The 15,164-nt window shown below is 35.7% G+C and carries 12 protein-coding genes; 6 read left to right on the forward strand and 6 right to left on the reverse strand.

Annotated features, from left to right (window positions below):
* Window position 1 precedes the first annotated feature (1 nt).
* From BZG02_RS08875 to BZG02_RS08900, 6 genes are all read left to right on the forward strand, one after another.
* The gene (locus BZG02_RS08875) at window positions 2-1,258 is read left to right on the forward strand and encodes a sensor histidine kinase (protein ID WP_101261067.1); all 1,257 of its coding nucleotides are present in this window, start codon (window positions 2-4) and stop codon (window positions 1,256-1,258) included.
* A 52-nt stretch (window positions 1,259-1,310) separates the two neighbouring features.
* On the forward strand, window positions 1,311-3,221 hold the full coding sequence (locus BZG02_RS08880; protein ID WP_101261068.1) for an LTA synthase family protein: 1,911 nt from the start codon (window positions 1,311-1,313) through the stop codon (window positions 3,219-3,221).
* 114 nt (window positions 3,222-3,335) lie between these two features.
* Window positions 3,336-4,064, forward strand: a complete 729-nt coding sequence (locus tag BZG02_RS08885; RefSeq protein ID WP_101261069.1) for a glycosyltransferase — start codon at window positions 3,336-3,338, stop codon at window positions 4,062-4,064.
* On the forward strand, window positions 4,064-4,699 hold the full coding sequence (locus tag BZG02_RS08890) for a lipid-A-disaccharide synthase N-terminal domain-containing protein (protein WP_101261070.1): 636 nt from the start codon (window positions 4,064-4,066) through the stop codon (window positions 4,697-4,699). The genes BZG02_RS08885 and BZG02_RS08890 overlap by 1 nt, the downstream gene beginning before the upstream one ends.
* Window positions 4,700-4,711: 12 nt before the next feature.
* The gene (locus tag BZG02_RS08895) at window positions 4,712-6,376 is read left to right on the forward strand and encodes an ArnT family glycosyltransferase (RefSeq protein WP_101261071.1); all 1,665 of its coding nucleotides are present in this window, start codon (window positions 4,712-4,714) and stop codon (window positions 6,374-6,376) included.
* Between the two features lie 21 nt (window positions 6,377-6,397).
* Entirely contained in the window at window positions 6,398-7,351 is a 954-nt protein-coding gene (locus BZG02_RS08900) for a GDP-mannose 4,6-dehydratase (RefSeq protein ID WP_101261072.1), read from the forward strand.
* Window positions 7,352-7,432: 81 nt separating this feature from the next.
* Here BZG02_RS08900 and BZG02_RS08905 read toward each other — a convergent pair whose 3' ends face one another.
* The 6 genes from BZG02_RS08905 to BZG02_RS08930 all read right to left on the reverse strand — a co-directional run bounded on the left by BZG02_RS08905 (window position 7,433) and on the right by BZG02_RS08930 (window position 15,062).
* Window positions 7,433-8,098: a glutathione peroxidase gene (locus BZG02_RS08905; protein ID WP_281253669.1), complete on the reverse strand. Its 666-nt coding sequence runs from the start codon at window positions 8,096-8,098 to the stop codon at window positions 7,433-7,435.
* Window positions 8,099-8,323: 225 nt separating this feature from the next.
* Entirely contained in the window at window positions 8,324-9,358 is a 1,035-nt protein-coding gene (locus BZG02_RS08910) for a glycosyltransferase family 9 protein (RefSeq protein ID WP_101261073.1), read from the reverse strand.
* A 208-nt stretch (window positions 9,359-9,566) separates the two neighbouring features.
* Entirely contained in the window at window positions 9,567-9,806 is a 240-nt protein-coding gene (atpC, locus tag BZG02_RS08915) for an ATP synthase F1 subunit epsilon (RefSeq protein WP_101261074.1), read from the reverse strand.
* Between the two features lie 107 nt (window positions 9,807-9,913).
* Complete coding sequence (atpD, locus tag BZG02_RS08920; RefSeq protein ID WP_101261075.1) at window positions 9,914-11,425, reverse strand: F0F1 ATP synthase subunit beta; 1,512 nt, start codon at window positions 11,423-11,425, stop codon at window positions 9,914-9,916.
* 93 nt (window positions 11,426-11,518) lie between these two features.
* Complete coding sequence (locus BZG02_RS08925; RefSeq protein WP_101261076.1) at window positions 11,519-12,493, reverse strand: polyprenyl synthetase family protein; 975 nt, start codon at window positions 12,491-12,493, stop codon at window positions 11,519-11,521.
* Window positions 12,494-12,641: 148 nt separating this feature from the next.
* Window positions 12,642-15,062 carry an efflux RND transporter permease subunit gene (locus BZG02_RS08930; protein ID WP_101261077.1) on the reverse strand — a complete coding sequence of 807 codons (2,421 nt, stop codon included), beginning with the start codon at window positions 15,060-15,062 and terminating at the stop codon, window positions 12,642-12,644.
* Window positions 15,063-15,164 lie beyond the last annotated feature (102 nt).

Consider the following 15,164-nt stretch of genomic DNA (forward strand, 5'->3'; position numbering starts at 1 on the left):
TATGAGACTCCTAACAAAAATTAATCGGTCCTACTTAAAATATGGCTTATTGGTATTTCTGATAGCAGATATTGCCATAATCGCAGTTGCAAATTACATTTTAAAGGATGAACTCGACCAACAACTACAACTTGAAGCAAAAGAGATTTTTGAAGTTCTGAAAGAAAGAGGCGAGTTCCAGAGTATTTATCCTACCGACATTGTCACGCCTATCTCCTTTCAGGAAATAAAAATTAGTAGCGAAAAAGATACCCTGATATTTGACAGAGACGAAAATGAACTTGTTCCCTACAGAGAGTTCACCTTCTATCCATCAATTAACAACCAGCATTATAGAATTACAACCAGACAAATGTTGATGGAATTTGATGACATTTTCGCAATTTTTACCACCTTAATATCCATTGTTTTAGTGCTTATTTTTATTGGCTTACTGCTATTTACCCGCCAGTTAAACCTATCTCTCTGGAGAGCTTTTAACAGCAATCTTGATAAAATTAAAAACTACTCCTTAACTCCCCCTACTAAATTGGAATTGGCAACCACTGGAATCAATGAATTTGATGAATTAAATGAGGTACTTTCGATGATGTCGAGTCGTTTGGAAAAAGATTATACTGCGACAAAAGAATTCTCGGCAAATGCTGCACACGAACTGCAAACCCCACTTGCTATTATCCGAAATAAATGCGAAAATTTATTCTCAAACTCCAATTTAGACAAGGATACCATTGAAACGATACATGATATTTATCTTTCTACCGATAAACTTTCGGGTATTACCAAAGCATTACTTCTTCTCGCAAAAATTGATCACGGACAATTTAATGAAAAAGACAGAGTCTCCTTTAATGAAATTTTCAGCTATTGGCAGCATGCTTTTCAGGATGTTTTACAAGATCGAAACCTATCTGTTACAATCTCGGCAACAGGAAATTGTCAAATATTAATGGACAAAAGATTAGCTAATTTATTTATTCAGAATATTTTTATTAACTCGGTTAAACACAGTAAAGATGGTAAAGAGATAGCTATTTCTTTTAGCAAAAATGCCTTTACGATTACTAATTCGGGCGAAAAAGCCATTGATCAACCCGATTTAATCTTTAATCGTTTTTATACCGAAAGTAAAAATATTGGATCAACAGGAATTGGTTTGGCTATCCTAAAAAAGATTGCAGACCATTATAAAATTAATATCGACTACACATTTAAGGATTTTAAACACATATTCACATTCGAGTTAGAAGATTGTTAGCTTTTTGTTAGAATCGGGTTGTTTTTTTACATCGTATTATAATTTATAAAATATGACTTTTAAAAACATCCTACACAGTCGATATGGCGGCCTTGTGCTATTTGGTTTTATTTTCCTTGCCATTTCAACTTTGGTTCGAACCATCTTATTAATCACCGATTTACAAAATATAGATCTAAACTTTATTCGGTTTATACAGATTTACAGCATTGGTCTGTTTTACGATTTAGTATGCATTTCCTACTTTATCATCCCCTATGTTCTGTATTTGATCTTTGTTCCCGATAAAATTTTCAACTCCAAAATTCATCGTTGGATTTCGTATGTGATTTTTATTATTACTATTGGTATTCTGGTTTTCTCTGGAATTGGCGAGTGGTTTTTTTGGGAAGAATTTAGCGTTCGTTACAATTTTATAGCAGTTGACTATCTGGTTTATACTCACGAAGTTATTTCAAACATCCGCGAATCCTATCCGATGCCTTTAATCTTATCTGGTATGCTATTGATATCAGGAGGAATATTTGCTTTGGTTAAAAGACATTTCGATGCTATTTTTCAATCCGAATCTCGTCTCGTATCTCGCCTTGGAATAGGTTTTATTCTATTGTCTTTTGCTCTTGTGTCCTTTTTCACAATTACTAAAAGTTCTGCTACAATAACAGAGAACACGTACTCCAACGAGTTGGCTCACAATGGAATTTATCAAATATTCTCGGCCTTTCGAAATAATGAGCTGAATTACAATACCTTCTATCAATCTATTCCTGATAAAGAGGCTTTTACAAACCTCCGGGAACTAATGAAAACAACCAACAGCGAATTTACCAGCGAAGATGTTTTCGATGTAAGTCGTAAAATTACCTATCCCGGAGCTGATAAAAACTACAATGTAATGCTAATCACAGTGGAAAGTCTGAGCGCTTCCTTTTTTACCGAATTTGGGAATAAAGACAATATCACTCCCAACATGGATACCATTGCTCAAAAATCACTCTTTTTTACCAATTTCTATGCAACAGGTACTCGCACTGTGCGTGGAATGGAAGCTTTAACGCTCTCCTTACCTCCAACACCAGGATTTTCGATCGTGAAACGACCAAATAACGAAGGCATGTTTACGCTTGGAAATGTATTAAGCTCGAAAGGCTACAATTCTAGCTTTATTTATGCCGGAAACGGTTATTTCGATAACATGAACTACTTCTTTGAAAACAATGGTTATAAAGTGGTAGATCGGAAAGATTTTAAGGATAATGAAGTTACATTTGAAAATGCCTGGGGTGTTTGCGATGAAGATTTATTTGCAAAAGCAACTCAAGTGGCCGATAGTAGTTATAAAGAGGGAAAGCCTTTTCATAATTTTATCATGACCACATCCAATCATCGTCCCTACACCTATCCCGATTCAAAAATCGATATTCCTTCACACTCCGGAAGAAAAGGTGCTGTTAAGTATACTGATTTTGCTATTGCAAAATTTCTTCGCGAAGCGAAAGATCACGAATGGTTCAAAAATACCATTTTTGTGATTGTTGCTGACCATTGTGCTTCCAGTGCTGGCAAATCATCTCTTCCTGTTGATAAGTATCACATACCACTTATTATTTATGCTCCACATATTATACAGCCAGCTACCAATAATACGCTAGCTTCTCAAATTGATTTTGCCCCAACCATTATGGGACTTTTAAACATGGATTACACCTCGAAATTTTTTGGAAAAGATATTCTTACCGACCAACCAAATCGTGCTTTAATGGGGACTTATCAAATCGTTGGTCTTTTGCAGAGTAACAAGTTAGTGCTTCAACTACCCGTAAAACAAACGGAATGTTTTAGTATAACAGGAGAAGAACAAAATACTGCAAAAATTAATCCCAACGAATTAAAGGATGTTATCACCTACTATCAGACAGCCAGTTACCTTTTTCACAATAAAAAATATTCTTTTGATAACTAAAAATTAAATAGCAACTTAAATCATTATAACACTTAATAAGAGCTACATACAAACAAAACAATGGGATTTTAGGTGTAAACTTGTTCTCTTACATATTTTAAAATCATCAACAATATGATTCACAAAAATAAAGAATTTGAATTAACAATTATTGTACCTGTTTTTAACGAAGAAGACAATATGCAACGTGTACAAGAGGAATTTACGGCCTATTTTGCAAGTTCAAAATACAAATCAAAAGTTCTGTTTGTAAACGATGGTTCCTCGGATGGAAGTCAGAAAATGATTGAAGATATTTGTAAAGATTCTGATCACTTCTTTTATCTCGAATTGAATAAAAATCACGGCTTAAGTGCGGCAATTAAAGCCGGTTTCGATAATACAACAACACCCTTTGTAGGATATATAGACTCTGATCTTCAAACAACACCTTTCGATTTTGATTTATTAATGGAACATCGCCATGAATTTGCGTTGGTTACAGGTATCCGCCAGAATAGAAAAGATACGTTTGTAAAAAATATGAGTTCGAAAATTGCAAATGGTTTTCGTCGCTACATGACCAAAGATACTGCCGAAGATACTGGTTGTCCTTTAAAAGTAATAAAAACCGAGTACGCAAAACAAATGCCATTCTTTACTGGGATGCACCGTTTTATTCCCGCCTTAATTATGTTGCAAAAAGGAGAAATAAAGCAAATTCCAGTTCGCCATTTCCCAAGAATTGCAGGCGAAGCTAAATACCATCTTTTCAATCGATTGGTTGGTCCGTTTAAAGATTGTTTCGCTTACCGCTGGATGAAAAAACGTTACATTGACTACGAAATTATTTCCCGTAACTAATGGATAACCTATACATTTACACCATTGGTTTTTTTGCGCAAGCTCTTTTTTCAGCGCGATTAATTGTACAGTGGGTAAAATCTGAAAAAGCCGGAAAAACATTATCACCTGTATCGTTTTGGCAAATCAGTATTTTGGCTTCGTGGATGCTCTTTATTTATGGCTTGCTACGCAATGATTTTGCGATTATTTTGGGTCAGGTGATTGCTTATTCCATTTACATCCGAAATTTACATCTTCAAAACAATTGGAAAAATTTGCCAATAACAACTCGATTAATCGCAATAATTACTCCTATTGTTGTTTTATTGTTTATGCTAAAAAATTGGGAGTTTCACCATCAACAATTATTTAAAAATGAGGACATTCCTACTCTACTTTTACTTTGGGGAGTAGCTGGACAAATTACTTTTACCTTCCGTTTTGTTTACCAATGGATCTATTCGGAGCGAAAAGGAGAATCGTTACTTCCTATGGGTTTTTGGGTGATTAGTATCATTGGATCCGTCATGATCTTATCCTACGCTCTTTACCGAAAAGATCCTGTTCTTTTCTTAGGTCAAGGTTTTGGAATGATAGTTTACTGCCGTAACATGATACTTATTCGAAAGCAAACTCAACAGCTAAACCACTAAACTTCTACAAAAATGATTCAACGTATTCTTTTTGAGAACAAAACTATTATTCATATTCTATTTTTATTAGTGGTTTGCTATTTTTCATTCTTCTTCGCCAATAGTAGCTTTTTTGTGAACATTATGGAGGCACGAAACTTTGTGACTGCCCGTGAAATGATCGAAAAAGGAAACTGGCTGGTACCAACAATGAATGGCGAATTGCGATTGGCTAAACCGCCACTCCCAACCTGGATTACTGCCGTATTTGGCATGTGGTTTGGAATCGAAAATGTTAGCATACTCCGTTTCCCATCGGGAATCATGGCAAGCTTCATGGTGATATTCATGTATTTTTTCACTATTTCATTAAACAAGAACCGAATAGCCGCACTAACCAATAGTTTAATTCTGGCAAGTAGTTTCTATGTTCTTTTCATGGGACGAAATGGCACCTGGGATATTTATTGCCATAGTTTTATGCTTGGTGCTATTCTGCTGTTTCACAAAGCATGGAAAACAGAAAGTAAAAACTGGATGCTTTTTATTGGAGCCGGTATTTTCTTAGGCTTGTCCTTCTTAAGCAAAGGTCCTGTTGCATTTTTTGCAGTTCTAATTCCATTTCTAATTGCTTATGTTTGGGTTTATGATGGACAAGTAATTCTGAGAAAATGGCAACCTCTCCTACTAAGTGGTGGTATATTTATTGTAATCAGTTTTTGGTGGCCTGTTTTTATTTCTTTAGTTCATGTCCATGAAGCTACTACAATTGCAAAGCTTGAATCTGGTTCCTGGATGAATCGCCATGTTCGCCCCTTCTATTACTATTGGAACTTTCCGATACAATCGGGTATCTGGACACTACTTATTTTTTCTGCCTTACTTTTCCCCTATGCATTAAAACGATTCGAAGCCGTAAAAGAATACAAATTTGCACTAATTTGGACATTGGCATCTGTAATTTTACTTTCGCTTATTCCAGAAAAAAAAGACAGATATTTACTCCCCGTATTGATCCCAAGTGCCCTACTAGCTGGCCAATTAGTACAACACTTATTTCGGGTTTTTAAAAACAAAACAGCCAATAAATGGGATATTCTAATTTTCGGAGCTAACCTTTGGTTAATTGCCTTTGTTGCACTTATTCTACCTGTTGGAATTTTTATCTTTTTCTATCAGGAACAACAAATTTCATTACCTGATTTTATCCTATTTAGTCTTCTCTCCGAAGGAATTTTTCTTCTTTTAGTGCGAGCATGGAAAAACAAAAACAGTTTAAACTTAGTGTTCGGAATGCTTAGTTTAATGCTAATTACCGAACTATTTATCATTCCCGCAACTCCAGATATTTTAAACAGAAATCCCGATTTTAAAGATATTCGTGGCGTTAGAAGATTTGAAGAGATTACTGATTTAAATTTTTACAGCACTGGCGAAGAAGGATTTCGAATTGAATTAGTTTGGGAAGTGGGTCGTGAAGTAAAGGAATGGAACTTTACGGAATCATCAGGTTTGCCGGAAAATAAGGCATTTGTAGTTTTTTCAAGTAGCCCGCCTACCGAAATTATACCAAAAAGCATACAAAATAAGGTAAATATCAAAATTCTTGATTTTTATGACAACAACCGATACAGCCAAGGTAAACATCGCAACAAAACTTATTTCCAAAAATATGTATCCGTAATTCATCCCAAATGATTTTGACTTAAACACGTAATAATGAAATCAATATTAATTACAGGCTGTGCCGGTTTTATAGGTTCTCACCTAACTGAAAAATTTTTAGAACTAGGATACCGCGTTATTGGAATTGATAATTTCGATCCCTTTTATCCGAAAAGAATTAAAGAAGGAAATATGAATTCCTTTCGTTCAAAGGCAACATTTACATTTTACGAAATAGATTTACGAGTAGATTCGAGCCTGGATCTCATCGAAGAATCAATCGATTTGGTGGTGCATTTAGCCGGAAAGGCAGGCGTACGACCTTCCATAGAAAATCCTCAGGCTTATATCAACAGCAACATTACTGCAAGTAGAAATGTATTGGATTTTATGCGTAAAAAACGAATTAAAAAACTGGCTTTTGCGTCATCCTCATCCATATATGGAAATAATAAGGAAGTTCCTTTTTCCGAATCGCACAATGTTGATCATGTGATATCCCCTTATGCTTTTTCAAAAAAATCATGCGAGATTCTGAACCATAGCTATCATCATTTATACGATTTGGATATCATTAACATGCGATTTTTCACCGTTTTTGGTCCTCGCCAGCGTCCCGATTTAGCTATTCATAAATTTTTAAAACTATTTAGAAACAAACAGGCTATTCCAATGTTTGGTGATGGTTCAACGGCAAGAGATTACACTTACGTGGATGATACTGTGGATGGAATTGTAAAATGCTGTAAGTATCTTTTCGATCACGAGGAAGTTTTCGAAACTCTGAATTTAGGAAACAGCTACCCGATTCTTTTACGAGATATGATTAATGTTATTGCAAAAATGGCAAAATGCGAAGTTCAAATAAACAAATTACCCATGCAGGCAGGTGATGTAGATCAAACTTATGCTGATATTTCTCGTGCAAAAGAAGTTGTTGGCTACAATCCCCAAGTGAGTTTCGAAGAAGGAATTAAACGCTTTGTTGATTGGTTCGACAATCAATAAAAAAACTCTTTATTGGCTGAAAACAAAAAAAGAGACTCCAATTGGAACCTCTTTTGCATGTCTAAATATTGACTATCAGAATTATAGCATTTCTTTTATTTCTGCATCGAAATCTTCTGGAGCAATATTCGGCTCAATTCGTTTTACCACTTTCCCGTTTCTATCGATAATAAACTTGGTAAAATTCCATTTAATGCCATTTCCTGCATAAATTTCAGGGAACTTCTCACTAATAAACCCCTTGAATTTTTGTCCCGATTCCGAATCATCAAAACCTAAAAACGGCTTTTCTTCCGATAGCATTTTGTAAAGTGGATGCGCATTTGTTCCGCGAACTTCAATTTTTTCGAACATCGGGAAGCTTACACCATAGTTTTTCTCACAAAAAGTAGCTATTTCTTCCGATGTTCCCGGCTCTTGCTCTAAAAATTGATTACTCGGAAAACCCAAAATTACCAATCCCTGATCTTTGTACTTTTGGTACATTGCTTCCAAACCTTTATACTGTGGTGTTAAACCGCATTTACTTGCTGTATTAACCACTAAAACCACTTTTCCTTGATATTGACTTAAATCAACTTCATCTCCTGTTAAAGAGGCTACTTTAAAGCCATAAAAATTCTCTTTCATACATTTCTCTTTAGAACTACATTCCTTTTTACAGGCTGTTTTTGATTCTGTTTGTGCATTAGCCTGAGTAGAAAACAGACCAGCAGTAAAAATCAGCAGTAAAGCTATTTTTTTCATAATTTTAATGATTCCTAATGAAACTTACTGCAATAATGCCACCTTTAGGTGATTCATTTTAGCATCGTCTCGTTTCTATCCTTTTTATTGTTTGTGTTTGTTTTGCATTTCGAAAAAATCCTTACAATTTATGTCGCGTGCGATACAAATATAACTTTTTTATTCAGACCAGCCTATTCAAAATCGTTAAATGCTTGTTAATTTTTATTTCGATAGAAAGCACTATTAGCTCATTTGCTTTCGTACTTCATTTGCAACCCACTCTGGCGTTATATCCACCATACATTGCTGATACACTTTTTGGGAACATTTCCCCGATCCGTCTTTTGAGCACGGACGGCACTTCATGTTCACCTCGAGAGTTTTTATATGTTCTCCTGTAGTAAATCCAAAGGCTGTTGGTCCCATTAATGATAAAGCAGGTATTCCGAATTTATCTGCGGCATGCAAAAAACCTGTATCTCCTGAAATAACCAAATTCGATTTTTGCACCAAATAACAGGACTCCAATAAATTCGTTTTCCCACCAAGATTCAAAACTCTTTCCTTAGCAACAGCTTCAATTTCTTTACAAAACACATCATCAGGACCAGCTAAAATCATGAAATTATAATCTGGTAATTGTTGCACTAATTTTTGCCAATGAGAAACAGGCCAGCGTTTCATTATCCATGCGGCAGAAGGAACCAAAGTGACTAATTTAGATGCCTCCCCTTTCAGATTTGAAAAAACCTCCTCCTTCATTTTGAGTTTTAATTCCTCTGGAAAATACCAATTGCTATTTACTTTCGAATAATCGGTTAAACCCCATTTCTCAAGTGGTTTCCGAAACGATAACATCCCTTTAAAAGGCATTGGGAAGCGATCCACACCAAACTTAAACAGCAAAATTCTTTTGATTCGGTCTTTGCTTCGCATTGTAAATTTTGTACCGATACCAAACCAACGTTTCCAACGTGGCACCAATACTGTTTTTAATACGATCGATCGGATATTACTATGCGCATCGTACACATAATCGAATTTTTCTTTTTTGAGCGCTCCGGCCTGCTTTAAAAGTCCTTTAAACCCTTGTCCTCTATCAAATCCCCAAACTTTAAAAATACGTTGATCCATAGCTAAGAAAGAGGACATATCTTTTCTGGCAATCCAATGAATTTCGGCATCTGGATACTGATTTAAAATACCATCTATCACGGTCATGCATTGAATAATATCACCTATGGAAGAAAATCGTATAATCAGGAATTTTTTTGGCATTTTTTATTTCGGATATGAGATGTGAGATACTAGAGTTGAGATTCCAACAATGCAAAAATAAGCAATTCTATTTTGAAGATTCTAAATTAAAGGCATTATTCATATGAAAATTTGTTTCTCTGTTCCCCTAACTAAAAAAAAGCCCGGAAGGATTTCCGAGCTTGTGTTTTATTCTATTCGAAGGCAAAAAATTACCCGCAATTATAATCTATTTATCTGCCAATACCGAAATCACATTTTTCTTACACTCAACAACACCACCGTTTACTTCAAAGAAAATTTCTTTTTCTCCAACTGGTTTTAGTTTAATTGTTCCTTTCTCGAGAGTAGAAACAATCGGAGCATGGTTTTTCAATATTTCAAACGATCCGTTTTTCCCTGGAAGCTGAACTAATTCAACCTCTCCGGAGTACAGTTTTTTTTCGGGTGTAACAATTTCCAAATGCATATTTTCTAAGTTTAAAGTACTTAAAGGTTAAAGTTCAAAGTACTTACAGCTTCAAATAAAGTAAAAATAACTTTAGGCATTTAAAACTTTAAGTACTTAAAATCTTATTATTCTTTAGCTTCTGCTAATAGTTTTTCCCCTTTTTCGATGGCTTGTTCGATAGTACCAACCAAGTTAAAAGCTGCTTCAGGATATTGATCTACTTCTCCATCCATAATCATATTGAAACCTTTAATGGTATCCTCAATACTAACCAAACATCCTTTTAAACCGGTAAACTGCTCGGCAACGTGGAAAGGTTGTGATAAGAATCGTTGTACACGACGTGCGCGGTGAACAACCAATTTATCGTCTTCGGAAAGTTCTTCCATACCCAAAATTGCAATAATATCCTGCAATTCTTTGTAGCGTTGCAATATCTCTTTTACATCTGTAGCACACTTATAATGAGCTTCGCCAACAACATCAACTGTCAAAATCCGAGAAGTAGAATCCAAAGGATCCACCGCTGGATAAATTCCCAACTCTGCAATCTTACGGTTTAATACTGTGGTAGCATCCAAGTGAGCAAAAGTTGTTGCAGGAGCAGGATCGGTTAAATCATCTGCAGGAACGTAAACCGCCTGTACCGATGTAATTGATCCTCTTTTTGTAGAAGTAATTCTTTCCTGCATCGTTCCCATCTCTGTTGATAGAGTTGGCTGATATCCTACTGCCGAAGGCATACGTCCAAGTAGTGCCGAAATTTCGGAACCAGCTTGCGTAAAACGGAAAATATTATCAACAAAGAAAAGAATATCACGTCCACCTGATTTTTCATCCCCATCACGCAAACTTTCCGCAACAGTTAGTCCCGAAAGAGCAACACGAGCACGTGCCCCTGGTGGTTCGTTCATTTGACCAAACACGAGTGAAACTTGAGAATTATTCAAAGCTTCTTTATCTACTAAAGAAAGGTCCCAGCCTCCCTTTTCCATATCTTTTTCAAAGGCCTCGCCGTATTGAATAACCCTTGATTCAATCATTTCCCGAAGCAAGTCGTTTCCTTCACGGGTACGCTCACCAACACCGGCAAATACAGATAATCCGTCTTGACCGATAGCAATGTTATTAATTAATTCCTGAATTAATACTGTTTTACCAACACCAGCACCACCAAACAGACCAATTTTACCACCTTTTGCATATGGTTCAATTAAATCGATTACTTTGATCCCTGTAAAGAAAACTTCCGATTCGGTGCTTAACTGATCGAATGCTGGCGGAGTTCTATGAATGGCATAACCACCTTCTCTGCTAACCTCTCCAATTCCATCAATGGTTTCTCCAACCACATTCAACAATCTACCTTTAATTTTATCTCCTGGAGGCATCATAATAGGCGAACCTGTTGCAATTACATCCATTCCCCGACGTAATCCGTCGGTTGAATCCATTGCAATGGCGCGAACAGTGTTCTCACCAATGTGTTGCTGACACTCAACAACTAAATTTTTACCATTTTCCATCACGACCTCTAAAGAATCGTAAATTTCAGGAAGCTTGGTTCCTTCCTTATCAAAACTTACATCGATAACAGGTCCGATAACCTGAACAATTTTGCCTGTATTTTGTGACATTTACATTATTTTTTTGGATCATTAATATCGCATGACAACAAATTTAAAATTTTTTGTCAATAAAGGAGAATCTTATCTTAAATTTTAACATTCTTAAACGGAACGATTTACTAAACCCTTTACTAAGGAATAAAGTTCCTTTTTCTTTTCGGCTTCTACATTTACTTTATCCAAGTATTCCAGGCATAAGGTAAAGTAATTCTCAATCTTTTTCACTGAGAATTCGCGAACATTTAGTTTTTCGTAGATCGCGCGAACTGTTTTTATTTTTTCTTCCGGATTAAAATCTTTCTTGGTAATCCAAGATTTCAATTCACTTTTAACTTCACTCGATGCAGTTTCCAAAGCTTTAATCAAGAGAAAAGTTTTCTTATTGGATAAAATATCTCCTCCAATTTTCTTTCCAAAGACCGCCTCATCACCAAAAACGTCTAACAAATCATCCTGCAATTGAAATGCCATTCCCAGATTTACTCCAAAATAGTACAACAATTCAGCATCCTTCGAGCTAGCATCGCCCATAATTGCGCCCATTTTTAAACTTCCTCCTAAAAGAACTGCTGTTTTTAGTCGAATCATATTTAGATACTCATCGAGTTCAACATCGTTTCTTTCCTCAAATTCCATATCGAACTGTTGTCCTTCGCACACTTCCAATGCGGTTTGATTAAAGACAGTAAGCACATCGCGCAAGTATTTATCTTCGCAAGATCCGATGTATTGATAAGCCTTAATAGACATGGCATCACCGGAAAGAATTGCTACGTTACTGTTCCATTTCTCGTGTACGGTTTTCTTGTTTCTGCGAATTGGAGCGTTGTCCATTACATCATCGTGCAAGAGCGTAAAATTGTGAAATACTTCAATTCCAATAGCAGGTAAACAAACTCTGGAAAGATCATCTTTGTATAAATTAGCACCTAATAGAACAAGAATTGGACGAAGTCGCTTCCCTCCTATGCCTAAAATATATTTCATTGGTTCGAAAAGGCCTTCTGGCGGAGCCGAAAACTCCAATCCATCTATTTCTTTTTCGATGATTTCCTGAAGTTCATTAAAACTATACATTTTTATAGAATTTAGATACAAGAAGCTAAAATAGGAGATCGAATAGGGACACTCCAAAAACTTCTAATGATACTTGTGTTTTAATCAGAGATCGCTAAAAGCAATTAAAGAATAGCTTTCAGAAACAGCTCACTAAAATATAAAAAAATCAATTCACAGCATCTTCTTTTCCCTCTTTGTTTTCACTTGGAGCAATTCGAAGATCATCCAACTCAATATCTTCTTCTTCGTCGAAAATTTGAAGCAATGGTTCTTTAAATGATCGGTTGGTAATGAACTTTTCGAGTGTTAACAATAAGGATGGCAATAAAATTAGATTAGAAAGCATTGCCGAAAGTAATGTTAAAGACACCAAAATTCCCAAAGAAACGGTTCCACCAAAATCTGACAAAGCAAAAATACCAAATCCGAAAAATAAAATAATAGAAGTGTACATCATGCTTTGTCCCGTTTCGCGAAGCGCTAGCACAACCGATGAACGAATACTCCAATTTGTGGCTTTTAATTCTTGTCGGTATTTTGCTAAAAAGTGAATGGTATCGTCTACCGAAATACCAAAGGCAATACTAAATACCAAAATAGTGGATGCCTTAATCGGGATTCCAAAGAAACCCATTAAAGCTGCCGTAATAATTAATGGCAACAAGTTTGGAAGCAAGGCAACTACCACCATTCTTTTCGAGGAAAACATCCAAGCCATGAACGATGCAATTAAGAAGATTGCCAAAGCAAGACTAATAAACAAATTCTTGATTAGGTATTTATTTCCTTTAAAAAAGATGATACTCGATCCGGTTACGTGGACTGTATATTGATCCTCAGGAAAAATAGTACTTACATGCTTAAGAATTTTCTGTTCCATTTCTTCCATTCTGGTAGTCCCGATATCCTTCATCCGAAAACTCATTCGGGTAATGGATTGAGTAGAATCCACGAAAGTGCTAAACAATTTTGAATCGTCGCCAGTATCGGCTTTTGCCAAATAGGACATAATTATATTACGAGTTTGATTACTAGGTAGATCGTAATATTTTTCTTTGCCATTAAAATAGGCCTGATTAGCAAATTTTGCAGCCTCCACAATTGAAACCGAGGATGATATTTCGGGATAAGTGCTTAGGGAATCGTTAAGCGCGTCTAATCGTTTTAAGGTAGATAACTTTAAAACGCCTGCCTTTTTCTTGGTTTCCACCATTACTTCCAAAGGCATAATTCCATCCATGTTTTTTTCGAAGAACTTTAAATCCTGAAAGATTACATTATCATGCGGTAAATCGTCCACCATATAACCAGTACTTTTCATTTTACTGATTCCCAAAATCCCCAAAGCAAGAAAAATAACACTTATACTATAAACAATGGTACGTTTATTCAGTACAATACGTACCAATCTGCCTACAAACCAAACGGTCATTTTATTTTCCAAGTGACTGGTTGCTTTTTGATCTGGAGGATTTAAAAAGCTAAAAATAATAGGAATTAGAAGTAGGGAAAGAACAAAAACCACCATGATATTTAAAGCGGCAATAACTCCAAACTCTTTTAATATCTGACTTGAGGTTACAATAAAAGTAGCAAAACCCGATGCCGTAGTTAAATTAGTTAAGAAGGTTGCATTCCCAATTTTAGACACCACCCGCTGTAAGGCTCTAATTTTGTTATTATGCCGAATGTATTCTCCGTGGTACTTATTGATGAGGAATACGGAATTAGGAATTCCGATTACCACCAGCAAAGGCGGTAGCATCGCGGTAAGCAAGGTAATTTTGTAATCGAACAAAACCATGGATCCTACTGCCCAAATAACACTTAAACCTACTACCAACATGCTAAAGAAAACCACCTTAAAAGAGCGGAAAAACAGAAATAGAATTATTGCAGTAACTAAAAGAGAGAGATAAATAAACATGTTCATCTCCTTTTTAATCATTTGCGCGGTAACTACTCGGATGTATGGAAGTCCCGAGTATTTCATATCCAAGTTATATTTGGAGGTAAAACGGTCGGTAATTTCACGTACCTTAACAACCATTGGTTCGCGCGCTTTCGAATTAATGATTCGCGCGTTCACCGTAATACCCATTAAGAAAGTATTTGTTTCTTTATTGAATAAACTTCCCTGGTAGAATGGCAAAGACTCTGCAATGATCGCCAGACTATCCAATTCCTGTTGAGAATTTACTTTTTTAGGAAATATGGTTTCGAACTCGAACCTTTTTGCCTTACTGTTTTTATTGATATTATAAGTGTGAGCAATAGAAACGACAGCATCAATTCCATCTAAAGCTTTCAGACTATCGCCAAGAGCGATCCAATCGTTAAATTTTTCGAGCTCATAAAATTCCGGATCCTGAACTGCAAAGAACATCACATTTCCTTCCTGTCCGAAAGTATTTTTAAACCGCTCGTACTCAACAGAAGCAGGGTCATCATCCGGAAGGAGGGCTGCATACTGATAGGACATCTCTACAAATCGAGCCTTATATCCCATAAATATTGTGATAAGTCCAATTATCACCAAAAGTAAAATTCTATTCCTAAGAATTAATCCTGCAATTCTATTCCACATACTATTATCCTTCTATAAAGAGATCTCGATTTTGTTTTAGATTTCGGCGAAAATACTACTAATAATCATTTTATCAAAAGATGCTGATAGGATGAAATACTA

Origin of the sequence: Labilibaculum filiforme (assembly GCF_002843315.1) — a bacterium.
Taxonomy (GTDB): Bacteria; Bacteroidota; Bacteroidia; order Bacteroidales; family Marinifilaceae; genus Labilibaculum; species Labilibaculum filiforme.

Excerpts from the sequence above, each read along its gene's own strand:
- BZG02_RS08895 (WP_101261071.1), top strand. The coding sequence starts at position 4,712 with ATGATTCAACGTATTCTTTTTGAGAACAAAACTATTATTCATATTCTA.
- atpC (WP_101261074.1), bottom strand. The coding sequence starts at position 9,806 with ATGCATTTGGAAATTGTTACACCCGAAAAAAAACTGTACTCCGGAGAG.
- BZG02_RS08890 (WP_101261070.1), top strand. The coding sequence starts at position 4,064 with ATGGATAACCTATACATTTACACCATTGGTTTTTTTGCGCAAGCTCTT.
- BZG02_RS08880 (WP_101261068.1), top strand. The coding sequence starts at position 1,311 with ATGACTTTTAAAAACATCCTACACAGTCGATATGGCGGCCTTGTGCTA.
- BZG02_RS08930 (WP_101261077.1), bottom strand. The coding sequence starts at position 15,062 with ATGTGGAATAGAATTGCAGGATTAATTCTTAGGAATAGAATTTTACTT.
- BZG02_RS08885 (WP_101261069.1), top strand. The coding sequence starts at position 3,336 with ATGATTCACAAAAATAAAGAATTTGAATTAACAATTATTGTACCTGTT.
- BZG02_RS08910 (WP_101261073.1), bottom strand. The coding sequence starts at position 9,358 with ATGCCAAAAAAATTCCTGATTATACGATTTTCTTCCATAGGTGATATT.
- BZG02_RS08925 (WP_101261076.1), bottom strand. The coding sequence starts at position 12,493 with ATGTATAGTTTTAATGAACTTCAGGAAATCATCGAAAAAGAAATAGAT.
- BZG02_RS08875 (WP_101261067.1), top strand. The coding sequence starts at position 2 with ATGAGACTCCTAACAAAAATTAATCGGTCCTACTTAAAATATGGCTTA.
- atpD (WP_101261075.1), bottom strand. The coding sequence starts at position 11,425 with ATGTCACAAAATACAGGCAAAATTGTTCAGGTTATCGGACCTGTTATC.
- BZG02_RS08900 (WP_101261072.1), top strand. The coding sequence starts at position 6,398 with ATGAAATCAATATTAATTACAGGCTGTGCCGGTTTTATAGGTTCTCAC.
- BZG02_RS08905 (WP_281253669.1), bottom strand. The coding sequence starts at position 8,098 with ATGAAAAAAATAGCTTTACTGCTGATTTTTACTGCTGGTCTGTTTTCT.